18 protein-coding genes and 1 pseudogene are annotated in these 23,783 nt (G+C 69.9%); 6 read left to right on the top strand and 13 right to left on the bottom strand.

Features of this window, described 5'->3' with window-relative positions; all coding sequences use genetic code 11:
* Positions 1-48: 48 nt before the first annotated feature.
* From F7R91_RS21080 to F7R91_RS21095, 4 genes are all read right to left on the bottom strand, one after another.
* Complete coding sequence (locus tag F7R91_RS21080) at positions 49-1,938, bottom strand: propionyl-CoA synthetase (RefSeq protein WP_150950637.1); 1,890 nt, start codon at positions 1,936-1,938, stop codon at positions 49-51.
* 241 nt (positions 1,939-2,179) lie between these two features.
* Positions 2,180-3,163, bottom strand: a complete 984-nt coding sequence (locus F7R91_RS21085; protein WP_150950638.1) for a trypsin-like serine peptidase — start codon at positions 3,161-3,163, stop codon at positions 2,180-2,182.
* Positions 3,164-3,395: 232 nt separating this feature from the next.
* Positions 3,396-4,220: a maleylpyruvate isomerase family mycothiol-dependent enzyme gene (locus tag F7R91_RS21090; RefSeq protein WP_225320717.1), complete on the bottom strand. Its 825-nt coding sequence runs from the start codon at positions 4,218-4,220 to the stop codon at positions 3,396-3,398.
* A gap of 99 nt (positions 4,221-4,319) precedes the next feature.
* Positions 4,320-4,913: a DUF2867 domain-containing protein gene (locus F7R91_RS21095; RefSeq protein WP_150950640.1), complete on the bottom strand. Its 594-nt coding sequence runs from the start codon at positions 4,911-4,913 to the stop codon at positions 4,320-4,322.
* A gap of 94 nt (positions 4,914-5,007) precedes the next feature.
* Between F7R91_RS21095 and F7R91_RS21100 the strand changes: the two genes are divergently transcribed.
* From F7R91_RS21100 to F7R91_RS21110, 3 genes are all read left to right on the top strand, one after another.
* Positions 5,008-5,565 carry a TetR/AcrR family transcriptional regulator gene (locus F7R91_RS21100; RefSeq protein ID WP_150950641.1) on the top strand — a complete coding sequence of 186 codons (558 nt, stop codon included), beginning with the start codon at positions 5,008-5,010 and terminating at the stop codon, positions 5,563-5,565.
* A 230-nt stretch (positions 5,566-5,795) separates the two neighbouring features.
* Positions 5,796-6,851 (top strand): PP2C family protein-serine/threonine phosphatase, encoded by a 1,056-nt coding sequence (locus F7R91_RS21105; RefSeq protein WP_225320718.1) that lies wholly within the window; start codon positions 5,796-5,798, stop codon positions 6,849-6,851.
* 97 nt (positions 6,852-6,948) lie between these two features.
* Positions 6,949-7,386, top strand: coding sequence for an OsmC family protein (locus F7R91_RS21110; protein ID WP_150950643.1), 438 nt, complete (start codon positions 6,949-6,951; stop codon positions 7,384-7,386).
* A gap of 18 nt (positions 7,387-7,404) precedes the next feature.
* Here the strand turns inward: F7R91_RS21110 and F7R91_RS21115 are convergent, their stop codons facing one another.
* The 5 genes and pseudogenes from F7R91_RS21115 to F7R91_RS21135 form a co-directional block, all read right to left on the bottom strand.
* The gene (locus F7R91_RS21115) at positions 7,405-9,549 is read right to left on the bottom strand and encodes a discoidin domain-containing protein (protein WP_408056050.1); all 2,145 of its coding nucleotides are present in this window, start codon (positions 9,547-9,549) and stop codon (positions 7,405-7,407) included.
* Positions 9,550-9,652: 103 nt separating this feature from the next.
* Complete coding sequence (locus tag F7R91_RS21120) at positions 9,653-11,236, bottom strand: glycoside hydrolase family 13 protein (RefSeq protein ID WP_150950645.1); 1,584 nt, start codon at positions 11,234-11,236, stop codon at positions 9,653-9,655.
* Between the two features lie 56 nt (positions 11,237-11,292).
* Positions 11,293-12,168 (bottom strand): carbohydrate ABC transporter permease, encoded by an 876-nt coding sequence (locus F7R91_RS21125; protein ID WP_150950646.1) that lies wholly within the window; start codon positions 12,166-12,168, stop codon positions 11,293-11,295.
* Between the two features lie 25 nt (positions 12,169-12,193).
* Complete coding sequence (locus F7R91_RS21130; RefSeq protein WP_150950647.1) at positions 12,194-13,147, bottom strand: carbohydrate ABC transporter permease; 954 nt, start codon at positions 13,145-13,147, stop codon at positions 12,194-12,196.
* Between the two features lie 6 nt (positions 13,148-13,153).
* Positions 13,154-13,591: pseudogene (locus F7R91_RS21135) on the bottom strand (sugar ABC transporter substrate-binding protein); the annotation flags it as partial.
* Positions 13,592-13,709: 118 nt separating this feature from the next.
* Between F7R91_RS21135 and F7R91_RS21140 the strand changes: the two are divergent.
* Both F7R91_RS21140 and F7R91_RS21145 read left to right on the top strand, forming a co-directional pair.
* Positions 13,710-14,015 carry a hypothetical protein gene (locus tag F7R91_RS21140; RefSeq protein WP_150950648.1) on the top strand — a complete coding sequence of 102 codons (306 nt, stop codon included), beginning with the start codon at positions 13,710-13,712 and terminating at the stop codon, positions 14,013-14,015.
* 33 nt (positions 14,016-14,048) lie between these two features.
* The gene (locus F7R91_RS21145; protein WP_150950649.1) at positions 14,049-15,287 is read left to right on the top strand and encodes a HEAT repeat domain-containing protein; all 1,239 of its coding nucleotides are present in this window, start codon (positions 14,049-14,051) and stop codon (positions 15,285-15,287) included.
* A 2-nt stretch (positions 15,288-15,289) separates the two neighbouring features.
* On the opposite strand, the gene F7R91_RS21150 is transcribed toward F7R91_RS21145, so the two are convergent.
* A complete protein-coding gene (locus tag F7R91_RS21150; protein ID WP_150950650.1) occupies positions 15,290-16,144 on the bottom strand; it encodes a class I SAM-dependent methyltransferase in 855 nt (284 codons plus the stop codon).
* A 172-nt stretch (positions 16,145-16,316) separates the two neighbouring features.
* Here F7R91_RS21150 and F7R91_RS21155 point away from each other — a divergent pair, with 172 nt between their 5' ends.
* A complete protein-coding gene (locus F7R91_RS21155) occupies positions 16,317-16,994 on the top strand; it encodes a winged helix-turn-helix transcriptional regulator (RefSeq protein WP_150950651.1) in 678 nt (225 codons plus the stop codon).
* Positions 16,995-17,060: 66 nt separating this feature from the next.
* Here F7R91_RS21155 and F7R91_RS21160 read toward each other — a convergent pair whose 3' ends face one another.
* The 3 genes from F7R91_RS21160 to F7R91_RS21170 all read right to left on the bottom strand — a co-directional run bounded on the left by F7R91_RS21160 (position 17,061) and on the right by F7R91_RS21170 (position 23,737).
* Positions 17,061-18,431, bottom strand: coding sequence for a flavin monoamine oxidase family protein (locus tag F7R91_RS21160; protein ID WP_225320719.1), 1,371 nt, complete (start codon positions 18,429-18,431; stop codon positions 17,061-17,063).
* Positions 18,432-18,560: 129 nt separating this feature from the next.
* A complete protein-coding gene (locus F7R91_RS21165; protein ID WP_150950652.1) occupies positions 18,561-19,049 on the bottom strand; it encodes a hypothetical protein in 489 nt (162 codons plus the stop codon).
* A gap of 65 nt (positions 19,050-19,114) precedes the next feature.
* The gene (locus tag F7R91_RS21170) at positions 19,115-23,737 is read right to left on the bottom strand and encodes an aKG-HExxH-type peptide beta-hydroxylase (RefSeq protein ID WP_150950653.1); all 4,623 of its coding nucleotides are present in this window, start codon (positions 23,735-23,737) and stop codon (positions 19,115-19,117) included.
* Positions 23,738-23,783: the final 46 nt, after the last annotated feature.

A 23,783-nucleotide genomic window follows, 5' to 3' on the forward strand; every position in this document is an offset into this window, starting at 1 on the left:
GTAGAACTACTCAACCGCGGCTTGCACAAGCCCTCGTCGGAACGCCGGCTACGGGGTGTGACCGGTGCGGCGGAGAACCGGGCGCAGGGTATCGATGACGCCCGGGTCGTCGATCGTGGAGGGGATGGGCTCGTCGATACCGTCGGCGATGCCACGCATCGTCTTGCGCAGGATCTTTCCCGAGCGTGTCTTCGGCAGCGCGGCCACGACCGCGACGTCCTTCAGCGAGGCGACGGCGCCGATGCGTTCCCGTACGAGCTGGACGAGTTCGGCCTCGACCTCGCTCGGCTCGCGGCCGGTGCCTGCCTTCAACACGACGAAGCCACGCGGTACTTGTCCCTTCAGCGTGTCGGCGACGCCGATGACGGCGCATTCCGCCACGTCGGGATGGGAGGCCAGGGCCTCTTCCATGCTGCCGGTGGACAGCCGGTGCCCCGCGACATTGATGACGTCGTCGGTGCGGCCCATGACGAACACATAGCCGTCCTCGTCGATGTGTCCGCCGTCGCCTGTGAGGTAGTAGCCGTCGAAGGCCGAGAGGTAGGAGGCGACGAAACGCTCGTCGTCGTTCCAGAGAGTGGGGAGCGCACCGGGCGGCAGGGGGAGTTTCACGACGATCGCTCCGTCGACGCCTGCGGGCACCGGTTCTCCCGAGGCGTCCAGGACGCGGACGTCCCAGCCCGGCAGCGGGAGGGTGGGAGACCCGGGTTTGACGGGTGCGGCCTTGATACCGACCGGGTTGGCGACGATGGGCCAGCCGGTCTCGGTCTGCCACCAGTGGTCGATCACCGGGATGTCCAGGAGATCGCTCGCCCATTGATAGGTCTCGGGGTCGAGGCGCTCGCCGGCGAGGAAGAGGTAGCGCAGGCCGGACAGGTCGTACTCCCCGGCGAGCTCTCCCTTCGGGTCCTCCTTCCGGATGGCCCGGAAGGCGGTGGGCGCCGTGAAGATGGTCTTGACCTGGTGCTCGGCGGCCACGCGCCAGAACTGGCCCGCGTCCGGAGTGCCGACCGGCTTGCCCTCGTACAGGACCGTCGTCGCGCCGACGAGCAGCGGCCCGTACACGATGTACGAATGCCCGACGACCCAGCCGACGTCGGAACCGGTGAACATCGTCTCGCCGGGACCCACGTCGTACACGGCGCCCATCGACCAGTGCAGGGCTACCGCGTAGCCGCCGCAGTCCCGCACAACTCCCTTGGGTTTTCCGGTTGTTCCGGATGTGTAGAGGATGTACAGGGGATCGTTCGCCGGCACGGGTACGCAGTCGGCGGGCGGCGCGGTGGCGATGAGGTCGGCCCAGTCGAGGTCGTCGGGGCCCAACTCGGCCTGTGTTTCGGGCCGTTGCAGGATCACGCAGGTGTGCGGCCGGTGCTCGGCGAGCTCGATGGCCCGGTCGAGCAGCGGCTTGTACGCGATGACGCGCTTGCCCTCGATGCCGCAGGAGGCGGAGACGATCACCTTGGGAGCGGCGTCGTCGATGCGGACGGCGAGCTCGTACGAGGCGAAACCGCCGAAGACGACCGAGTGGACCGCCCCGATGCGTGCGCAGGCCAGCATCGCGATGGCGGCCTCGGGAATCATCGGCATGTAGATCACGACCCGGTCGCCGTGCCCGACGCCGAGCTGCGTGAGTGCTCCGGCGAAGGCCGCCACCTCGTTCCTCAGCTGCGCGTAGGTGTAGGCGCGGCGGGTGCCGGTCACGGGGGAGTCGTAGATCAGCGCGGGCTGCTCGCCCCGGCCGGCTTCGACGTGCCGGTCCACCGCGTTGAAACAGACATTGAGCCGCCCGTCGGGAAACCAGCGGTGGAAGGGCGCCCCCGAGGAGTCCAGGGCGCGCTCCGGAGCGACCTCCCAGTCGATGCTCTGCGCCGCCTTCAGCCAGAAACTCTCAGGGTCCTCGGTACTGGCGCGAAAGACATCCTCGTAGGTTCCCATTGCGCACTCCTTTGTGGCATTGAAGGGCCCGGCTGGGGCGGCCGCGCCCCCCATCCTGGCCCGCCGTGGACGAGCGCGGCGCACCCTCCAGCCTACGACGCCGCTCGCAGCCGGGCTGGTGGGGTGGGCGGGGTGCCTCGTCGCCCGGCAGGTGCGGGTGCGCACGTGAGGGCAGGCCCGGCACCGTGATGATGCCGGGCCTGCCCTCACGACGGGAGCATGCCGTGGCGGCCCCCCGCTGCTAGGAGGTCTGGGCCATGTCGTACAGGGTCTTTGCGTCGTTCCCGAAGTACGGGCCGAACATCCGGTTCGGCAGGAACGTATAGCCGAAGCTGTTCACGGAGACCTGAAGTCCGGTGCCGTTCGCCTCGTTGAAGCCGGTGAACCAGGGGCCACCGCTGGAGCCGCCGGTCATGTTGCAGCCGAGGCTGTGGTCCTGCGAGAAGAGGAAGTCCTTCGAGCTGTTGCCGCTGCAGTAGATGAGCTTCGTTCCGTCGTACGGCGAGGCTGCCGGGAAGCCGAAGGCGTACATCCGCTTGTTGTAGCCGCCGTTGAACTGGATGCCCTGCGCACCGACGACGGAGGTGAGTTTCTGGCCGTTCAGCGGGGCGACGACCGCCGCGCCGATGTCGTAGTTGATGTCCTCGCTCGCCTGCCATTGCGGGGTGGTGAGCGTCTTGCTCGCGGTCCACTGGCCGTACGGTGCATTGCCGTTGTGGTAGGCGGGCACGAAGATCCAGTTGGTGTGCCAGCTGCCCTGGTACTTCACACAGTGTCCGGCTGTGATGACGGTGCTGGCGTTCTGACTGGTCACGGCGTTGCCGGTGCAGGAGGCGGTACGCCCCTGGAAGGTGAAGAACACCCGGCCCGAGGTCGTGACGACGGCACCGCCGCCGGTCCAGGGGCCACCGGCCTGCGGGAACGCGGCGGGGGCCGCGGTGGGTTCGACGGTCGTCGAAGGCCCGACGGTCCTGGGGGCCTTGAGGCTCTTGGCGGCTTTGGTGGTCAGGAGCAGATCGAGCGCTGTGGCGCCGCGCATGCGCTCGGAGGTCCAGAAGGTGCGGGAGTTGTGCTGTTCGGCGGTCGATGCGGTACGAGCCGTCGGTGAGGTCCCGGATGCCGTTTCGCGTGGTGCCGCGTAGGCCCCGCCGGCAGTGACGAGGCCGCCGGTCAACAGGGCTCCAACGGCCAGCAGAATGCCCGCGGTTGTGCGATGGCGTCTCACGCATGTCTCCTTCTGCCGTGCCGGGACCGGTCGGGTCCGGGCAGGGTGGGGGGAACGAAGAACGGTGCGGATAGACGTGCGTGAGGCAGCGTGCCACGGAAATCTTGTGTTGTCAGGGGCCTGCCAACATGTTTTTCCTTGGCCGGCTTGTGGGGTGACGGGTCGTTTGGAATTGCCTCGGGGTGCGGAGGGCGGAACTGCGAGCGCCTCGCCCCGAACGTGCTTCGGTCGGTCAGGGAGCTGCGAACAGTGTCGGGAATCGGGGTGCGAGCCAGGGTTTGCGTCCCCACGTGACGACCTGGCCCCGGGTGATGGCCCGCCACGGGTTGCGACGGCCGAGCGCTATGAGCAGGAAGGCGACGGGTTCGATCAGGATGGTGCAGTCCGCACGGTCCGGCAGCCCTTCCGTCACCTGCACCGTGCCGTCGGTCAGGGTGACACCGAAGGCCGCGCCGCCGCGCAGGCGGATGGCGTAGCGCACCGTCAGGCCCGCGGTGGCGGCCGTATCGGCGACGCGCGGCATGACCGAGAGCATGAACGGCATGCACAGTGCCACCCGGTCGCGGTCGAGCATGTGCGGGCGATCGACCGCGCGAGCGAGGTCATAGCCGTGGCCCAGCATGTGGGTCAGCAGGTAGGACGCGAGAACGGTACGGTCCATGCTGCCCAACGGTGTGACGAGCGTCGGGGCGGCGGCGGTTGCGTCGCTTGCGGCCTGCTCCACGGCGTCGAGGAACACGTCGGTCTGCTCTGCGATCATCGCTGCCAGCGGTCGTGCGCCGCGCTCTGCGAACGCGGCGAGGGACTGGGCGTTCGCCGCGGCCAAGCTCTGCGGCGTGCCGTCCCCGTACGGGCGTTCATGCCCCGCCGCAAGGTCGGCCATCAGCTCATTGGCCAGTGCCAGATGGGCGGCCGCCTCGCCGACCGTCCACTGCGACTGCGGTACGGGAATGCTCGTGTCGGGCACGCCCTGCAAGAGTGTGGCGATATCACCGGCGGTCGCGCGGAGCGCTGATGCGAGCCCTTCGGGCAAGGGCCCGCTGATGTCCTGCTGCACCGTGGGATGCACGCCGCCGGTCCCCCCTGACTGCCGGGCCCAAAGTCTTCCGAGCGCGTACCCAATCAGACCGGGGGGCTTGCGACAAGCCTGGTCCGGCTATCCCGCGTTCCTTTCGGCGGCGTTCGCCTGCCATGTGCGTCCCACCGCCCGAAGCAGCGCCGGGTACACGCCCAGGTACCGGAAGGGCTTGATGGCTGCCATGTATACGGCGCCGAACCGGCCGTTCGGCTTCACCAGGACGGCCATCTGGCCGCGGTAGCCACCGGCCTCGTCCGGGACCCAGCCGATGTGCATCACCGCGTGGACGGTCCGGTTGGCCACCTCGGCCGCCCACTCGTCGGGCAGCTGGTAGACGGAGGTGAACGGAACCGAGCGGGGGTCCGGCCCCCGGGGAGCCTCGCGGAGGTCGGCCGGCAGCCGGTCACGCAGCGTCCGCACCCGGGTGCCGAGGCCGTCGCCGGCCTTGTCCCAGCCGAGCAGCCGTCCCAGCTTCCAGCGGATGGCGAAGAGCAGGCGGTAGGTGGGGGAGGAAATGTCGCCCGAGCCGTCCGCGATCTGGTGCACCAGGTACGGGAGATCGTCACGACCACCTGGTGTCGGCAGTGCCCACACGTCCTCGAGACGGAAGTCGGGGGCGATCTCGTGGATCCGCCAAGGGCGGGACGTGTGTGCGGTTGCGGGGAGTCTCATGAGTCGGCCCCTGTCTATACGATGCCGTATAGACAAAGACTAGACCCATCTATACGGTCCCGTATAGATGCGGGAGTGTGAGGGGAGACACGGCATGGCCCTGGCCCGCACGCCCCGCGGCAAGTGGATCGAGGAGGGACTGCGGGCGCTCTCCGCGGGCGGTCCGCAGGCCGTCCGTATCGAGTCGCTGGCGCAGGCACTCGGCGTCAGCAAGGGCGGCTTCTACGGGTACTTCCGCAACCGGGACGCGCTGCTGACCGAGATTCTCGACACCTGGGAGCGTGAGGTCACCGAGGCGGTGATCGAGCGGGTCGAGAGCGCCGGCGGAGACGCCAGGGCCAAGCTGGGGCGGCTTTTCGCGATCGCCGGGTCCGACGACGGGCCGATGCTCGGCACCACCGCAGAGCTCGCGATCCGCGATTGGGCCCGGCGCGACGAGGCCGTCGCACAGCGCCTGCAACGCGTCGACAACCGGCGCATGGAGTACATGCGCTCCTTGTTCGGCCCCCTCTGCGCCGACGAGGACGAGGTCGAGGTGCGGTGCATGATCACCTACTCGCTGCGGATCGGAAACCACTTCATCGCAGCCGACCACGGCGCGCGCAGCCGCGCGGAGGTGATGGAACTGATCACGAAATGGCTCCTGAGGTGAGTCCTCCAGTCCCGCTGTGATGCTCACGTTGCCACTGTGTCCGGATGAGTCGGATGGTGGTTGAGGAGGCATTCGTTCGCCGACACGCCGCCCGCCACGGTCGACCGCTGGCAAGCACCCCGTACGCGGGTGGCTGCGAGGGCGGAGACATGGTGAGCACGAACGGTCCGCCTGACCCGGACACTGAGAGCAGCCCGGGCGGAGGCGTCAGGAATCTCCCCTGGAGCCCCGTGGTGCTCTGGCTCGCGGGATTCACCGTGGCCCTGGTGCTCACCGGCCTCCTCTTCGGCCGGGAGACGCGGCTGGCTCCCTTTCTCGTCGTCCTCCCCGCCCTGATCGCCGGAAGGGGCACCGTTCGGCAGACCGCCGTGGCCTCGGTCTGGGTGACCCTGATCATCATCGCCTCCCTGATCGACAGCCCACTGGAGACGGCCGGGGCCAATCTGGTCGTGGTCGTGTTCGCGGTGGTCTTCAACGGCCTGAGCGTGGCCCGCGCCGCGCAGCGCATCCACCGCGAACGAGAGATCGCCCGGCTGAGATCCGCGGCCGCCGCCCTGCAACGGCAGCTTCTGCGGCCGTTTCCCCTGGTGACCGATGAGCTCCTCGTCCACGGCCTGTACGAACCCGTGGAGGAGGACAGCCGGGTCGGGGGCGACATCTACGAGGTGGTGGCCTCGCCGTACGGAAGCCGAGTCTTCATCGGTGACGTCCAGGGCAAGGGCCTGCCCGCCATTGGCGCCGCCTTCGCCGCGTTGAGCGCCTTCCGGGAAGCCGCCATGACCGAGCCGACGCTCACCGGGGTGGTGGACCTTCTCGAGGAGGCGGTTCTGCGGCACAACTCCTTCGCCGAGCATGTGGGAGAGCGCGAGCGCTTCGTCACCGGCCTGGTCCTGGGCATCGACTCCGAGCTGGAAGTCCAGGCCGTCAACTGCGGTCATGTCCCGCCTCTGCTGCTGCAGGGCGAACACGCCGGGCCGCCGCTGCGGGAGGAGCCGAGTGTCCCCCTGGGTCTCGACTCCCTGGCTCCGGCGCCACGCACCGTCGAATGGTTCGCCTTCCCCATGGACGCCGCTCTCCTGTTGTGCACGGACGGTGTCACCGAGGCCCGCGACCCGTCCGGCAGGTTCTATCCGCTGGAGGAGCGGGCAGGGGACTGGGGGAGCGTCCCGGCCGGCGAAGTGGCGCCGACCCTCTACCGGCAGCTGCAACAGCACACCGCCGGCGCCCGCAGCGACGACACCGCTGTCATGGTCCTCCGCAGGAGGTCCGCTACCGGAGCGCGGTGACGGGCGCACCGCGGCTGCGGCGCCTTGGGCCCACGCGGCCCCTGGGGGTCCACGCTGCGCCCTGGGGACCAAGCGGCCCGGCACTAGGGTCGTCGGTATGACCGAAAGCACTCAGCGCCGTGTCACCATCCAGCGCACCAGCACCGGCCACTTCACGGCGACGAACGATCGCGGCGGCACGATCGACTTCGGTACCGGATCGGACACCGACGGCACCGGCTTCACCCCCGTCGAGCTCCTGCTCGCCGCGATCGGGGGGTGCACCGCGGCCGATGTCGACGGTGCGACCAGCCGTCACGCGGAGCCGACCGGATTTGCCGTCACCGTGACCGGCAACAAGATCAGCGACGAACTCGGCAACCGGATGACCGACCTCGTGGTCAGCTTCTCGGTCGCCTTCCCGGAGGGCGACGACGGCGACCGTGCCCGCGCCATCGTTCCCAGGGCGGTCAGGGCCTCCCACGACCGGCTCTGCACGGTCAGCCGCACCATCGAGCTCGGTACGCAGGTCACCGCGACGGTCGAGGAGGCCTGACCCGAGTGCACCCTGGTGCTACGACAGATACGCCTCCACCTCACTGAACTGGCCCGCGGGCCAGCCGGTGTTGGCGGTGACGGTCAGTCGCAGGTGGCGCAGGTGCGTGGTGCTGGGCAGGGACACAGTGGCGCTGTTGCCGGTCGCCGGGTCGAAGCGGTAGCCCTGGGAGGGGACGACCGTGGAGTACGCCTGGCCGTCGGTGCTGCCCAGGACCGACAGGGTCTGGGTGCGGGCACCCCACGCCGGTGATGGCGGCAGCTTGAGCACCAGGCGTCGTACGGACTCGTTCGAGCCGAGGTCGACCGTCCAGGACTGTGGGAAGGCGTGGTTGGCGGACTCCCAGTAGGTGCTCGCGTCACCGTCCACCGCCTTGCCGGGGGTGTAGACGTCCTGGGAGCCGGTGGCGGTGGCCGGGCGGCCCTTGGCGAGATTGCGGGTGGGGTCGGGGTCGGGGTTGCCCTGGCCGGGCTGGGGCCAGACCGAGCAGTCCGACCAGATGCTGTTCCAGCCGGAGTTGCCACCACCGTCGGTGAGTGTGAAGGTTCCCGAGCCCGTGGGGTAGGGGCAGTTGTAGATCCCGGCGGCGCCGACGCCGGTGGCCCGGACGTTGCGGAACGTCGCGGCGCCCTGGGTCTCGGCCTGGACGACGACCGTGCCGGCCCTGTTCACCACCGCGCCGTCGACGGTGATGTTCTTCGCGGCGAATCCGCGCCCGCTGCCGGAGACGAACTCGAAGGCGCTGTACGGGCTGTCGGTGACGATCGTGTCGGTGATCCGTACGGTCGCCTCGATGGCGCTGTCGTAGGAGTCGACACGCAGCGCGCCCATCGGATGGTTCCAGTTGGGGTTCATGGCGCCCGTCCGGACGAGTGTGTTGCCATCGACCGTGATCGTTCCGGACAGGGGGTGGAAGGGGTCGAGGAACTTCTGGTTGGAGATGGCGATGCCGCTGCCGAGGGCGTTGGTGTCGGAGATCAGGTTGTCCTTGACGGTGATGTCGGTGCCGCCGTAGATCGCGATGCCGTTGGCGAGGTTCGGCTGGCTGATCGTGTTGTTCTCGAAGCTGCTGTCGGTGTCGGGGGCGTACAGCGACCACATGGCGAGGGAGTCGTCGCCCTGGTTGCGCAGGAAGTTGTGGCGGACGCGGACGCCGCGCGAGTTGCCGTTGAGGTTGAGGCCGTCGGCGGTGGTGTCGAGGATGCGGTTGTTCTCGACGACGAGGTTGTCGTTGTTGCCCATCAGCCACAGGCCGACCTTGAGGTGCTGGAGCCACATCCCGGACACGGAACTGCCCGGCCCGAGGCTGCCGTTGACGAAGTTGTCGGGGTGGGAGTCGACGCGTTCGGTGACCTCGCCGAAGACCGCGAAGTCCTTGATGTGGACGCCGCCCGAGGAGCTGGACTGGTCGATGAAGCGGGAAGTGCGCACGACGGTGTGCCAGCTGCCGGCCCCTTGCAGGGTGACGTTCTGGACTCCGGCGAGGGCGGAGGTGAGCCTGTACTCGCCCGGTGGGATCCAGACCACTCCTCCCTGTGCGGCGGCGATGGCGTCCCGGAAGGCCTGTGTGGAGTCGCCCTGCCCGCTCGGATCGGCGCCCTTGGACACCACGGACACCGAGCCGGCGGGCTGGGTGGCGGCCGCGGAGACCTCTTCGAAGTCGGTTACGTCGACGGTGACTTGGACGTTCGTCGCCTCGAAGGCGATCCTGTCGCCTGCCTGGATGTTCTGGCCGAGCAGGAGGCGGGCGTTGTCGAAGAAGTGATGGGTCTTCGCCCGAGGAATCCAACTCGTGTCGATGTACGAGTACTTGGACGTGACGGCGATCGTCTTCGTGAGCCGGGTGCCGTTGACGTACACGGCGACCGTGCCGGACTGCCCGTCGGGGACGCTGTAGGCGAGGTTCACCGCGTTGGCGGCGCGGGGCGCGGTGAACTCGACGCGCTGACCGGGGGAGAGGCGGACGGCCTGGCGGCCCGAGGCCTCGGAGGCCAAGGTGCCCTGGGTGTGATCGGGGCCGATCTTTGTGCCGGTGGTGCCGGCGGACTCGGCCTCGACGGAGGTGAAGGGCAGGTCGGCGCCGGCGGCCGCCTGGGCGGCGGCCGGGGTGAGGGCGACGAGCGTGCCGGCGGCCAGGGCGAGGGCCACCGCGATGGATGGCATGCACGTGACAGGTCGAACAATGTGCATGAGGGGTTCCCTTCGGGTGAGGGGTGGGGGGAATACGGCGGTACGGCCGGCGGCTTCGGCGGTACGGCCGGCGGCCTCAGGCGCGCAGCCAGACCGCGGTGTCCTGCGGCAGCCGGCCCCGGTCGTCCAGCGGGCCGCTGGCGAGGAGGAGTTCGGAGTGCGCGGGCAGGTCGGCCGGGGCGTCGGCAAGATTCACCACGCACAGCACGCCGGCCCCGCGGACGAAGGCGAGCACACCGTCCCCGGCGGGCAGCCAGGTGAGGGGCCCGTCGCCGAACGCGGGCCGCAGCCGGATCGCGGCCCGGTAGAGGGAGAGCATCGAGTCGGCGTTCTCGGCCTGGAGGTCGGCCGCGTACCTCGGCCAGGTGCGGGGCTGGGGCAGCCAGGGCTCGCCGCCGAACCCCGCGTGGGGTGCGTGGGCCGCCCACGGCAGCGGGACCCGGCAGCCGTCGCGGCCCGGGTCGGTGCCGCCGGAGCGGAGGTGCATGGGGTCCTGGATGCGGGCCACGGGGATGTCGGCCTCGGGCAGGCCCAGTTCCTCGCCCTGGTAGACGTACACCGCGCCGGGCAGCGCGAGCGACAGCAGCGCGGCCGCGCGCGCCCGCCGCGTGCCCAGGGCCAGGTCGGTGGGCGTACCGAAGGCCTTCGTGGCGAAGTCGAATGCGGTGTCGGACCGGCCGTAGCGGGTCACGGTGCGGGTCACGTCGTGGTTGCTCAGCACCCAGGTGGCGGGGGCGGCCACGGGGGCGTGTTCGGCGAGGGTGTCGTCGATGGACCGGCGCAGCCGTGCCGCCTGCCAGGGGCAGGACAGGAAGCTGAAGTTGAACGCCGTGTGGAGTTCGTCCGGGCGCAGATAGCGGGCGAAGCGTTCGGCGTCCGGAAGCCAGACCTCGCCGACGAAGATCCCGCCGTACTCGTCGGCGATGCGGCGCCAGGAGCGGTAGATCGCGTGGAGTTCGTCGCGGTCGATGTACGGGTGCGGATCGCGGCCCTCGGCGAGGTCGGGCAGCCGCGGGTCCTTGGCCGGCAGCGCGGCCGAGTCGATGCGCACGCCCGCGACGCCCCGCTCGAACCAGAAGCGCAGGATGTCCTCGTGCTCCTGGCGGACGGCCGGGTGGGCCCAGTTGAGGTCGGGCTGCTCGGGGGCGAACAGGTGCAGATACCAGTCGCCGTCGCCGAGACGGGTCCAGGCGGAGCCGCCGAACTGGGAGGGCCAGTCGCTGGGCGGGAGTTCGCCGTGCGGGCCGCGTCCGGGACGGAAGTGGAACAGGTCGCGCTCGGCGCCGCCGGCGCGTGCGGCGCGGAACCACGGGTGCTGGTCGGAGACATGGTTGGGCACGATGTCGACGATCGTGCGGATGCCGAGCTGTCGGGCCTCCGCGATGAGCTTCTCGGCTTCGGCGAGGGTGCCGAAGGCCGGGTCGATGGCTCGGTAATCGGCGACGTCGTAGCCGCCGTCCCTCATCGGTGACGGGTACCACGGGTTGAACCACAGGGCGTCGACGCCGAGTTCGGCCAGATACGGCAGACGGGCGCGAACGCCCGAGAGGTCGCCGGTGCCGTCCCCGTCGCCGTCGGCGAAGCTGCGCACGTACACCTGGTAGATGACGGCGGAGCGCCACCAGTCGGAGGGGGTGCGGTCAGGGGTGGGCTGTCCCACGGTGGATGCCTTTCGGATCGGGTCAGGGCCGGGATCAGCCCCTGGTGGGGCCGGGGTCAGCCCTTGGTGCTGCCCGCGCTGATGCCGGCGATGATGTGGCGCTGGAACACCAGGAACAGGGCGACCATCGGGATACTGGCGATCACCATCGCGGCGATGAGCACGGTGAGCGGGATGTTCTGCGACAGCTGCACGAGGGCCACGCTGATGGGCTGTTTACCGGTGTCGGAGAAGACCATCAGCGGCCAGAGGAAGTCCTGCCACACGGCCACCAGCGCGAAAATCGACACGACGCCGAGGACGGGCCGTGACATGGGCAGCACGATGGACCACAGGGTGCGCAGCCTTCCGGCGCCGTCGATCTCCGCGGCCTCCAGCACATCGCGCGGGATCTGGTCGAAGAACCGCTTGAGCAGATAGAGGTTGAAGGCGTTGGCGACGGCCGGCAGCCAGATCGCGAGGGGGTCGTTGAGCAGGCTGGTGTGGATCAGGGGCAGGTCGGCGACGGTCAGGTACTTCGGGACGACCAGGGCCTGCGCCGGCACCATCAGGGTGGCGAGGACGGCACCGAGGATCACCGTGCCGAAGGCGGGCCGCAGCTTGGACAGGGCGTAGGCGGCGGCGGTGCACAGGACGAGCTGGAACAGCCAGGCTCCGGCCGCCTGGACCACGGTGTTGCCGAGGATCCGCGGGAGCTGCATCAGGTCCCAGGCGTCGGTGAAGCCACTGCTGCGCCAGTGTTCCGGGACGAGGGTGGGCGGGGTCCTGGCCACCTCGTCCGGTGACTTCGCCGCTCCCGTCACCATCCAGTACACCGGGAAGAGGAAGGCCGCGGTGAACAGGACGAGGACCACCGTGAAGACCGTCCAGTAGGTCACCTTCCCGCCCGGGCGGCCGAGGGCGGCGGGCGAGACGAGGGTCCGGGTGCTCATACGTCCCCCTCGCACGGGTCGTTGCTCATGCCTCCCCCTCGAAGCGGGTGAGGCGCAGATAGAGGGCGGAGAAGAGGCCGAGGACCACCAGGAGCATGAGGCTCAGGGCGCAGGCACCGCCGAAGTCGTTGTAGAGGAAGGCGTACTTGTAGATCAGGTACAGGACGGTGACGGTGGCGTTCTCCGGGCCACCGCCTGTGATCACGAACGGTTCGGTGAAGACCTGCATGGTCGCGATGATCTGAAGGAGCATCAGCATCAGGATGACGAACCTGGTCTGAGGGATCGTCACATGACGGATGCGTTGCCACAGGTTCGCCCCGTCCAGCTCGGCGGCCTCGTACAGTTCGCCGGGGACGGACTGCAGCGCGGCGAGGTAGATCAGGACGGTGCCGCCCATGTTGGCCCAGGTGGCGACGATCACCAGGGAGACCAGGGCGGTGTCGGCGCCGTTGGACCAGTTCGAGGTCGGCAGGTGGGCGAAGCGCAGCGCCTCGTTGGCGAGTCCGGCGCCGGGATCGTAGAACCACTTCCACAGCAGGGCACTGACCACGGGTGGGATCATCACCGGCAGATAGACCACGACCCGGAAGAAGGCCTTCGCGTGCCGCACCTCATTGAGCACCAGGGCCAGGACGAACGGCACCGCGAACCCGATGAGCAGGGCGAGCAGGGTGAAGGTGAGCGTGTTGCGCCAGGCGGCGGCGAACTCGGGATCCTGGAGGACGCGGGAGAAGTTGTCGGTGCCGACCCACTCGGGTGATGAGCCGGGTGTGTACTTCTGGAAGGCGATCACGACCGCGCGGATCGCGGGGTACCACGAGAACAGCGCGAAGCAGATCAGACCGCCGAGGAGGAAGGCGTAGGCGTGGGCCTGGTCGGCGAGGCGGCGGCGCCCCCGGCCTTTCGGCACGGGGTGTGCCGGTACCGGGCGCACGGTGGTCGCCTGGACGGGGCGCCGCTGGGCCGTCTTCGTCATCGTCCCTCAGCTCCGGGCCAGGATGCCGTCGATCTTGCCGGAGGCGTCCTTGAGGAGCCGGTCGATGTCGGCGTCCTTCTTGGTCAGGACGGCGGAGACGACGCCGTCGAGAACGGAGTAGATCTGCTGGGAGTTCGGCGGTTCGATCTTCATCCGAAGGGTCTGGTTGCCGTCGAGGAACGCCTGGTAGTTCTCGACCGGGACGTTCGCGTTGGCCTTCTTGACCTGCTGATCCCTGGCGTCGGCGGCGCCGGTGAACAGGCGGGGCTCGGGCAGCCCGACCGGGGCGTCGGCCCTCTTGGCGCGGGCGTAGTCGCCGAGGAAACCGTCGCCGGGGGTGAGGAACATGTGGTCGAGCCACTTCAGGCCGGCACGTATCTGGGCGGGGGAGGCGTTCTTGCCGAACATGTAGCCGTCGCCGCCGATGAGTGTCTCCTTGCCGCCGCATTGCCGCTGCGGTTACGGGCGACGGGTGAAGCGCCCCGAGGTGGCGAAGTCCTGCTCAGCGACCTGTGATCAGTAGTGTGGGGCCGGTCCGGTTGCGGCGAGGGGGGATGCACCGGTGGACGGGACCACATCATCGACGCCATCGAGGCTCGACGCCGCCTTGGTGGCCGAGGACGTCTGGGACGCCTTGCAGCGGCTCGCCGAGGAGAAGCCCGCGGATCTCGTGGCCGTCGTCGAGCGGCGGTACACGACGGCCACGCCCCCTCAACGCCGTTGTCTGACCTGGACGTTGCGATCGCTGGGGGAGAGCGGCGACTCCGCGCTGCTGAGGTTGCTGAGCCAGGCCTCCGGCGAGGAGGCCCAGGATCTGCTGGCCACCGCCGTCCAGCGGGGGTTGCGGGTCCCCACGCCCGAGGTGTGACGACTGGCGGAGCAACTCGGCACGGTCGAAGTGGTGATCGACGCCATGGGCCTCTCCGGCGACCGGGAATTCTCGCCCCTCTTGGGTCGGCTGCTCGACGACCAGGACCTACGCGGTCGCGCCGCGCTGGCACTGGCCCGGCTGGGCGACCGGCGGTGGAGCGTACCCATCGCCGAGCGGCTGACCGAGGTCGGCGCCCTGCAGCACGCGGCATTCACCGTGGCCCTGGAACTCATGGGGGACCGCGCGGCCGTGCCCGGACTGCTGCGATGGCTGCACGAAGGACGGGGGTCGGCGGGGGACGTGCACCACGCCCTGGTACGGCTCACCGGGCGTGACCCGCTGATCCCTCTGTGGTCCACGGGGGAGGAATTCGCCGGACACGCGCGACGGATCTGGGCAGACCTCGCCCTGGACGCAACGGTTCCGCCGCGCATTGCCGACCTGCGGGTCGACTCCTCCACACGGGTTCGGTTCACGCTCGACGAAGGGCGGGGACGGATCCGTATCGACTACGCCCCGCCGCCCGCCGGCTCGGCCTGGCCGCGCTGGGACAAGGCGCTGTTCGTCGGCGGACAACCCCTCTACCGGATCAGTTCCGACTGCGGTACGTGCGAGACGACGATGCGATCGCTGGGCTGGCCGCCCGCTGTCCACGCCGTACTGGCGGACCAGGTGCGCGCGTACGTCTCCCATGTCGATCAGCTGGGAGCCGAACTCTTCGAAGCGCTCGGCCCGTTGCTCCTGGAACTGCAGACCGGCCACTACCAGGTGCTGCTCGTCGATCTTCCCTTGGAGCGGGTCTCGACGGCCGAGCGGTCGTGGTGGGTACGGCGTTGGGAGCAGCGGGAGGACGAGGATCCGTGGGGAGAGCCGGACGTCACCGTGTGGCCGGGCACGGACCACTTCCAGCTGCGGGAGCGCATCGCCGGGACCATGCCGACGTACGGCGTCGTGCTTCCGTCCCAGCGGCTCGCCACTGCCGACACCGGTGTCGTTGCCCGCTGGAAAAAGGAGATCGACAGCGGCGGGCGCCCTGCGGCCCTCGCCCTGGCCTGGGTCGAGGACCGCTACGTCCAGGCGGAACACGAGGAACGCTTCCTGGTGGCGACGGTGCTCGACGGACACCACAAACTCCTGGCGTACGCCGAGGCCGGTGTGCCCGCGAGAGTCGTCGTCCTCGCGAGACTGGAGGACAACTGGACGCCCGGCGCGACCTGGGGCGCAGGGCTGGAGGAGGTCGTGGCCCGGCTGCCCGCTCCAACTCGGTGACATCACCCGCTGCTTCGAACCGCCCTGCGCGCGGTGAACAGCAGATACTCCCACTCCATGACCGTCCTGCCGGCCGTCCCCACGTCGTGAACACGTGCCAGGTCGGCCAAGTCACGGTCGAGGGAGGCGACGGCCTCGGGGTCGTCGGCGATGGCCCGGTAGACGCTGATCGTCGGGCCGTAGCACTGCTTGAAGTAGTCCCGGAACGCCTCGGGCGTCTCGAACCGGTCGACGACGACCGTCCGGCGTTCGACGGTCACGTCCGTGACCCGCTTCCCGAAGAGGGCGCGCACATGGTCCGGGTCGCCCCACAGCGGAGGCGGCTGCGCGCCCGGCGGGGGCGGCGGTGCGTACGGCTTCATCGTGGCCAGCATCCGGCCGAGGAAGCCCTGAGGCGTCCAGTTCAGCACGCCGATCGTGCCGCCCGGCCTGCAGACCCGTACCAGCTCGTCGGCGGCCTGCTGATGGTGCGGGGCGAACATGACCCCGACGCAGGACAGGACGGTGTCGAACTCGGAATCGCTGAAGGACAGCGCCTCGGCGTCGGCTTCCTGCCACCGCAGCTCGGCGCCCCGCTCGGCTGCGACGCGCTGTCCGGTCTCCAGCAGCTCGGACGTCAGGTCGCAGGCCACCACGTCGGCGCCGGCCAGGGCGGCCGGAATCGCGGCGTTGCCGGTGCCGGCCGCCACGTCCAGTACCCGCTCGCCGGGGCGCACCCCGCAGGCCTCGACCAGGATCGCTCCCAGCTCCGGGATGATCTCGGCCGCCACGGCCGGGTAGTCGCCCTGAGCCCACATGGCCCGGTGCCGGGCCTTCAGCGCACGGTCGGCCTCGATCGTGTCGATCACGTTCGTCATCACTGTGCTCCTCATAGTTTCCGGCGGCGGTCTCGTCGCCGTGACTTACTTGGAGCCTAGGAACGCGATGGGTGCCTTCCCTAGTACAGGATCTGTACCGGCGCAGGGTGCCTGCGGCCCTGCCCGGTCCTCCGACTGGTCCGGGGCGATGTCGCGGCCTAACCTGCATGACATGGGCTCGACGTACGGCCAGTTCTGTCCCGTCGCCAAGGCGATGGAACTCCTCGACGAGCGCTGGACGCTCCTCATCGTGCGGGAGATGGTCGCCGGGAGCCGCCGCTTCAACGAACTGCGCCGCGGAGTTCCGCGGATGTCCCCCACGCTGCTGTCCAAACGGCTCCACCAGCTGGTGCGGGCGGGTGTCGCGGAGAAGCGGATCGAGGGCAAGGACGTGTTGTACGTCCTGACCCCGGCCGGTGAGGAACTGCGTCCGGTGGTGGAGGCCCTGGGTGCCTGGGGCACCCGCTGGATCGGTGAGCTGGGCGAGGAGGACCTCGATCCGAAGCTGCTGCTGTGGGACATGCACCGCAGGATCGATCACGGGGCAGTGCCCGAGGGGCGTACGGTCGTCCAGTTCGAGTTTCCCGATGTGCCCGCGCAGACCCGGCGCTGGTGGCTGGTCATCACGTCCGACGACGCCGACGTGTGTGACGCCGACCCCGGCTACGACGTCGCGGTGACGTTCACCGCAAGCCTGCGCAGCCTGATCCGGGTCTGGCGCGGCGACCTCGGCTGGTCCGACGCACTGCGCGCGGGGTCGGTCAAGGTGAACGGTCCCGAGGCGCTGCGCCGGGCGGCACCTGGCTGGTTCACCCTGTCCACGTTCGCTCCGGTGCCGCGGCCGGCCTAGCGGTACCTACTGCTTTCCTGGGGGTTCCTGGGGTTGATGGAGCTGGTGGGCCGTGTGGGGTTGATGTCAGGAGTACATGGCGCGCAGTGCGTTCATGCCGCCGGCGACGATCTGTTCGTCGGTGTGGTGGGCGAGTTCGTGGGCGTAGGCGCCGGCATTGAAGCCGAGCAGGACGGGCTTGCCGAAGGCTTTGTGGCCGTTGACCCAGTAGGCCCACAGGCCGGGATGATCGTGGTCGAACCATGCGAGACTGCTGGCGTCGCGGTCCCAGAACACCTCGTCGAACTCCAGCCACAGTTTGTCCATGAGCCCGGCCCCCAGTGCGTCGATGGCTTCCTGCTTGTCCTCGGGAAGTGCGGGGTCGAAGGCGATGCGGCCGGCTTTCAGGACACCGATCGGGACAGTGACCACGCAGTGGTCGGCCGCGATCTTCTCCCCGCCCTTCAGGGTGACCACGGTCCGTTGCGCGTTGTGGCTGACCGCAGTGACGGTGGCGCCGGTGCGCACCCTGAGGTCGCCCTGAAGGTACTTGACGAGCGCCTCGTAGCCGTCGGGCAGCAGGACGTCGCCACCGCGGCCGCCGGTGCCCTCGTCAAGTGCGCTGATCGCGAGCTGGCCCGGTTCGGCGGCGTACTCCTGGGTGTAGGTTTCGTTGGCCGCCCAGCGCAGGGCCGCGGACGGGTGCGCGGGCAGTACGTCGCCGATCGACGTGGTGTCCGGATCGTCGACCCCGTCGAGCTTCTCGTTGTAGGGCTTCAGCTCGTCCAGCGCGGCCTCGTCCTCACCGACGACGCTGTCGTAGTCGAAGGGCAAGGAGCGGCCTCCGCTCTGCCGGAGCAGCCGGGTCACCGGGTTGCCGCCACGCCATGAGTGGATCCATGAGGCACCCATCTCCGCAGGCACACCGGCTATCCGTTCGGTCCACACCCGCCCGCCGACCCGGCCGCGGCCCTCCAGGACACTCACCTGCATCCCCGCCTCCACCAGGGCGCGGGCGCATCCCAGACCGGCGAAGCCGGCCCCGATGACGGTGATCCTCTGCCCGGGCCGGGCCGAGGCGAGGACGGCACGAGCCGCGCGACGCCCGCTGTCCAGGGCTCCCGTGGTGCTGGCCGGAGCGAGACTGGAGGTCGCCTCGCCGGCGAAGTGCAGCCGCCCACCGACCGAGGCCGCCAGCCGGGTGCGGGCGTCGACGCCCAGGGGACTGGGAGCGAGGTAGGAGTAGGAGCACAGCGCGAAGGGGTCGGTGGACCACGAGGTCCGCAGGAACGACACCGGATCGGGGATACGGCTCCCACGGGCACGGGCGTGGGTCCGGGCGGGAGGAGACTCCTTCTGGGAGGCGTCGCAGCCCGCCCCAGCGACCACGGCCCCGGCCGCACCGCTCACCGCGAGGAAGCTCCGTCGGCTCATCTTCGCGCGCTGACCTTCCGTCATGAGCATCTGTCCCTTTGCCTTGCGCCTGCGCCGGTCGGACCACCGTGCTCCGGACTTGTCGACACCTTGTGAAGTCAGTATTCGACGGGTCGGGGAGACCACCGCTGACGCACACGCCCTGGCGGCACGTCAGTCTTGAGAATCGCGCCGGAGCCGCTCGGCGATGTGCGGGGTCTGTATGGCGGCAAGCCGGTCGAGATCGAGCGGGCTGCCGTCGAACTCGCGTCGCGCAGCTTGGCGAAGACGCCACACATCCTGCGCCATGCCGTCGGTGGCAGGCCGATAGTCGGGCCAGTTCAACGGAAGCCCACGAGCGACAGCATCGCGGACTTCCAGCAGGCCGCGGAACGCGGACTCTGCCGCGAACACCATCTCGGACGAGCCAGTGACGAGGAGGAGTTCCCGGGCGCGGTAGAGACCCGACTCCCGCATCGCCGTGGCGACGTCGGCGGTGCGATCCTGGTCATCGGTCGAGATGGCATGGAGCGCGTCGTTGGCCCGTACCGCCGCCGCCATGAAGTCCAGGTAGGCGTTGTAGCGCAGCCCGCTGAGGACGAGGGTGTGCTCGCGGCGTGTCCGGATGATCTCTGCGAGGAGCGTTGCGGTGAGTGCGATCACCGCACCGAGGGTCACTGCCAGAAGTGACATCATCGTGGAGTACCCCTTCTGTTCGACCGTCGTCGTTACGTGGCCGTCTTGAACACTCCGTCCGCCCTGGGCAGGTCGGTGAAATCCGGTGTCACCGTTCCAGCCCCGATCCAGGAGGCCAGGAGCGCAGGGTCCGGTGGTGTGCCTGTCAGCTCGCTGATCCGGGAATGGAGGGCCTGGACCAGCTCTGGGCGGTGGGTCAGTGCCCCGGCCGCTGCAGCGGTGTGCGTGGGTTCCTCCACCGGCTGTGTGGCATGCGACCTCCGCAGGGCAAGGCCGAGCCGGACCCAGGACTCGTGCCAGTGCGGCCATCGGGTGATCTGCTCGACGGCAAAGCGGCGCGCCTTGTCGGGTGAGCCCAGGAGGCGGGCCAGGTCGGAGGGGTCGACCCCGTTCCCGTTCGATCCTGGTTCTCCCTTGGAGGCGGACCAGCCCTGCGGTGCCGTCGGGTCGGCCGCCGCCCGGCACAGCAGCGCAGCGTAGGTGTTGGAGGGGGCGGCATCGGGGTCCGGATGCAGGGCGACGCTGACGGGCGGCACCGTGGAGTTCTGCGCGTCACGCGACCACGCCTCGGCAAGCTTCGCGACCGCCTCGGGATCCGGACGCAGATGGTGCAGCCGCCAGCGTGTGCGGTGGGCGGCGGCCGCCTCGTGAGCGAGGGTCATGATGTCGTGGGGCACGAGGGGGTGTTCGGTCCAGCTCGCGGTGGTGTCACCCATCAGCCGAACGAACTCCCGGCCCTTCTCGGTCAGTCGCGATGAGAAGCGGAGCGCGGTGTATGCGTCCCCGGTCTGGGTTCGCCAGTACGCCAGTTGGAACTGGGCGCGCCGTAGCGTCCTGTCGTCGGCGATCAAGGTGACCCGACGCCAGAAGTCGACGACGCCGAAGAAGGCGAACACCCCCTGGAACAGGCCGTGGAGCGGTCGGGGGTCGTCGCGCCACGGGGCGTAGAACCGCTCACCGTCCGGCTCTTCGCACTCGTCGTGAAGGGGCCAGCAGTCCAGCAGCGCGTGGAGCTTCATGTGCTGGAATTCGTGGACCAGGGAGGCCGCGAGCTCCACCCCGTCGGGCGGTTCGCTGATCACGGCACCGCCGAACGCGTCGCTGGACGACACCGAACTCACCACCCCGCCCGGCGCCTTGACGCGCGGGGTGATCACGGTGAGGGCCTTCGCGAGCGCATTGGTCCGCTGTGGATGGATCCGGCTGAGCAGGGCGCCCGCATCATGAATCAGCCGTTCCCAGTCGGCGAGTTCGGACGGGGGGCGCGGGGCGGGAGGCAGCGGGCCGTCGGGTGCCCGGTAGGGGTCCAGGTCCTCCAGGGCGATGTCGAGGCCGCCGAACCCGGGGGCCGTGCGCACGCGATGGACGGATTGCCAGGGAGGCCGCCCCTCGGCGTTGCCGTGGGGAAGCGGTGCGTGGGTGCGTCCGCGCGAGATACGTCCCACTCGACCGGTCACCTTGATGTGCGCCGTGTCGCCCCGGCCCGCGCGCAGGTCGGCCGCGCCGAGCGTGGGCAGGAGGGCGTAGCCGTCGCGCAACGGCAGCGCCAGATCGAACCCGATGCCTGCCCTGACCGCGGCACCGGCCGCGACGGAATGCAGATGGGCCAGGCCGGTGAGGAGCCTGTCCGCCGGTTCGCCCGTGGTGGAGCACAGCGCACGCAGGGTGCGGCTCATCCAGCGGCCCACGGACGGATCCAGGAGGAGAGCGGCGACCGCCTGACGGTCCGCGCGGTCAGCCCGAATCAGAAGATTCCGCGCCGCTTCCACATCGGGCAGTGTGTCCGGTCGTCCGGCGAGCAGAGGCTCGGCACGCTCCACCAGGTCCCGCAGGGCCAGCACCCGTGCCACATGCTGCTGGTCCCGCAGCCGTTCGATCAGGGGCCGGTCCTCCTCGCCCGTGGCGAGGGCTTGGCGGGCGGCGGAGCCAAGGACGACCGGTTGCATCGGGCGCGTGAAGAGGTCCTCTTCGGCGCGAGGTCGGTAGGCGGACCAGGGCGTGCTCGACCATGTGTAGTTCCCTGAGGAATAGCCCGCACCGCCACCGCTGTTGAAGTCGGAGACGGTTCGGTCCGCGCGGACGAAGCGGTCCAGCAGCCGGGTCAGTGCGGGCGAGGCCAACTCGTCGCCGTGCTCCCGGCCCTCGGGGGCTGTCGGGTCCGCGGGCCGTGATCGCAGTGGGTCCTGGATCTGCCGTGGGTCGTGCATGGGGGCCGCTCCTCGAAGTGTTCCGGCGGGCGGGTCGCCGCCCATGGCGTCGGCTCCGGCGAGCACCCCGGCGAGGTTGTGCGCGCAGATGACGACGTTGGGATGGTGTTCGCCGAGCCGCTCGGTGCCTGCGGCCAGAGCGGCCCGAAAGTGTTCCGCTGCGTGGTCGGGGCTGCCCAGGAGGTACCAGACGGTGGCGAGTTCGTGCCGGGTGGCGATGGTGTTCGGGTGATCCGGTCCGAACCGGCGCTCGCTGGTTCGCCAGATGTCGGTGAACTCGTCGCACACTTGTTCAAGGCGCTCCCGGTCCTGTGCGTGGTCGCGCCGGATACGGGCCCGCTCGTGGCGTGCGACGAGCAGGTCGGGGTGGTCGGGGGCGAGGAATTGGCGGTGCTCCCGCACGACCTGCTCGGCCAGTCTCTCCGCCTCCGTGGCCTGCCCCGCGTCGCGCAGTGCCCGTACGAGGCTGAGTCCGGCGGCGAGGAGTTCGAGGTCGCCGGGCGAACCCAGATCCCGGATCCGGCGGCGGACCTCCCGCAAGTCGTCGGCCGCCTCGCCGGGGCGGCCCTGGCTGTGGGCGAGCCTGGCCAGGTCGGCGCGGATGCGCAGGATGCCGCGTTCGGTCGCCTCTGGATCGGCCTGGCGCAGGGCCAGCACCACGTTCAGCTCCGCTTCGGCGGCCTCGTAGCGCCCCTGCTGGGCCAGCGTACGGGCCCGGCCGGTGCGGACAGACTGCCGGTAGGGATGATTGGCGGGCAGGCTCTCGGTCGCCTCGGCGAGACGCGCGTACCACTGCTCGGATTCCCTGAGGCGGCCGCCGTCGCGCAGTGCCCAGGCCAGGGTGAGTCCGGCCGCGACGGTTGCGGGGTCTTCCTCTCCGCACCATCGAGCCCTGATGGTGCGCACGGTCTCGAGTTCGCCGATGGCCTCCGTGAACATCCCCGTGTGCGTCTGGTACCAAGCAGTGTGCACAGCGGGTTCCGTGGCAATCCGGATCAGGTTCGCGTCGGCGACGCCGGCGAGTTCGGCCATGGGCAGCAACAGGCGGGCGGCGGAACCGTGTGGGGCGATCACCGCCCACTTCGGCCAGTGGACGGGATTTCCGGTGTCAAGTGGGCGGGTGACGCCTTCCATGAGCTCCACGACGAGTCGGAGCCACGGCAGCGGGAGGGCGGCGAAGTCCTCGTGGGCGCGGCTGGCTTTCCGGACGAGAGGATGAATGGTGATCAGCCTCGGGGGGTCCTCGTCGGACTCCTCGTCGTCCATGTCGGGCGGCGTCTCCAGGGTGATGAGCTTGAGCCCGTGCAACCCCAGCAGGGCTCTGTTGAGCTCGTCAAGAGTCGCTTCGGGAAAGAGGTCACTGGCGGCGAGCGCGCCCGCGTCGAGCAGTTCCTCGTAGGGGACGGGAGCCGGGCCGAACGCGCACAGCAGTCGCAGTAACGGGCGTGCCAGACGGACGCCCCGCCGGTGGAGCAGGTCGAGGGAGAGCTCGAAGGTGCTCAGGATCGCCCTGCGGGTGCGTTGGTCCGGCGGCAGGTCCTCGTCCGGGTCGGACGCCATGACGCCGAGGTGAGCGTCGAGACTGCGGCGGTAGGCGGCGAAGGTCTTCGGCATCGGCTGCGAACGCAGGGGGACATCGCGCGCGCGTGCCAGATAGGAGCCGGCCAGTTCGAGCGCGAGGGGCAACCCCCCGAGGTGCTCGGCGAGTTCACGGGCATGTGCCTCATCTCCCGCTCGCCACGCCAGGTCCGTCAGTACGGCCGCGCCGTCCTCCTTGGACAGCGGCTCGACGCCGGTCTGGTGAACCCATGGTCCCCAGCGGTCGGACAGTGACTCGCGGCTGGTGACGAGCACCGTCCCTAGTGGGTCTGCGGGCTTTCGGAGCCATCCGTTGCCCTCGGCGGTGCGGGACCCCTCGGCGGCCAGGACGGCGGGATCGTCGATGTTGTCCAGGACCAGCAGCCAGGGGATCGTGAGTCCCCGCAAGTGCCTCCACAGCACGTCCGCCGGGTGGGGCTTGCCGTGGAAGTCGCTCGGGGTGGCGCCGGCTTCGAACGCGACCGCCCGCAGCGCCGACGACAGGCCCTCCCGGTCCGCCCCGGACACCCACCAGACTCGGTTCACCGTGCCGGTGTCGGTCAGCCGGTGGGCCACCTCCAAGGCCACGGTCGTCTTGCCGGAGCCGCCCATGCCCGACAGCAGCCACACCCCGTGCTGGTCCGTGTCACCGGCCACGCGCCGCGCCACCGAGTCGGTGACCTCGGCGACCAGCCGGTCCCGCCCGCGCAGGCGCCCCGGCGCGACCCTGCGTTCCGGAAGGGCCAGGGACATGCTCGGGGCAGGCTGTGCTGCTGTCGTGGGCCCGATGCTGTTGTAGAAGTGAGAGGAGGTGAGGTGGATGTCGCCGGCCACGGAGGCTGCGGAGAGTGCGCCATGGGTGGACCGCACATCGAGGTTCCCCGCTCCGGTGGCGGCCGACGGTGGTGGGCTCGGT

The sequence above is a fragment of the Streptomyces luteolifulvus genome (genome assembly GCF_008806595.1).
GTDB classification, from domain to species: domain Bacteria; phylum Actinomycetota; class Actinomycetes; order Streptomycetales; family Streptomycetaceae; genus Streptomyces; species Streptomyces luteolifulvus.

Excerpts from the sequence above, each read along its gene's own strand:
- F7R91_RS21155 (WP_150950651.1), top strand. The coding sequence starts at position 16,317 with ATGGGCTCGACGTACGGCCAGTTCTGTCCCGTCGCCAAGGCGATGGAA.
- F7R91_RS21130 (WP_150950647.1), bottom strand. The coding sequence starts at position 13,147 with ATGACGAAGACGGCCCAGCGGCGCCCCGTCCAGGCGACCACCGTGCGC.
- F7R91_RS21100 (WP_150950641.1), top strand. The coding sequence starts at position 5,008 with ATGGCCCTGGCCCGCACGCCCCGCGGCAAGTGGATCGAGGAGGGACTG.
- F7R91_RS21110 (WP_150950643.1), top strand. The coding sequence starts at position 6,949 with ATGACCGAAAGCACTCAGCGCCGTGTCACCATCCAGCGCACCAGCACC.
- F7R91_RS21115 (WP_408056050.1), bottom strand. The coding sequence starts at position 9,549 with ATGCCATCCATCGCGGTGGCCCTCGCCCTGGCCGCCGGCACGCTCGTC.
- F7R91_RS21160 (WP_225320719.1), bottom strand. The coding sequence starts at position 18,431 with ATGACGGAAGGTCAGCGCGCGAAGATGAGCCGACGGAGCTTCCTCGCG.
- F7R91_RS21080 (WP_150950637.1), bottom strand. The coding sequence starts at position 1,938 with ATGGGAACCTACGAGGATGTCTTTCGCGCCAGTACCGAGGACCCTGAG.
- F7R91_RS21095 (WP_150950640.1), bottom strand. The coding sequence starts at position 4,913 with ATGAGACTCCCCGCAACCGCACACACGTCCCGCCCTTGGCGGATCCAC.
- F7R91_RS21150 (WP_150950650.1), bottom strand. The coding sequence starts at position 16,144 with ATGACGAACGTGATCGACACGATCGAGGCCGACCGTGCGCTGAAGGCC.
- F7R91_RS21125 (WP_150950646.1), bottom strand. The coding sequence starts at position 12,168 with ATGAGCACCCGGACCCTCGTCTCGCCCGCCGCCCTCGGCCGCCCGGGC.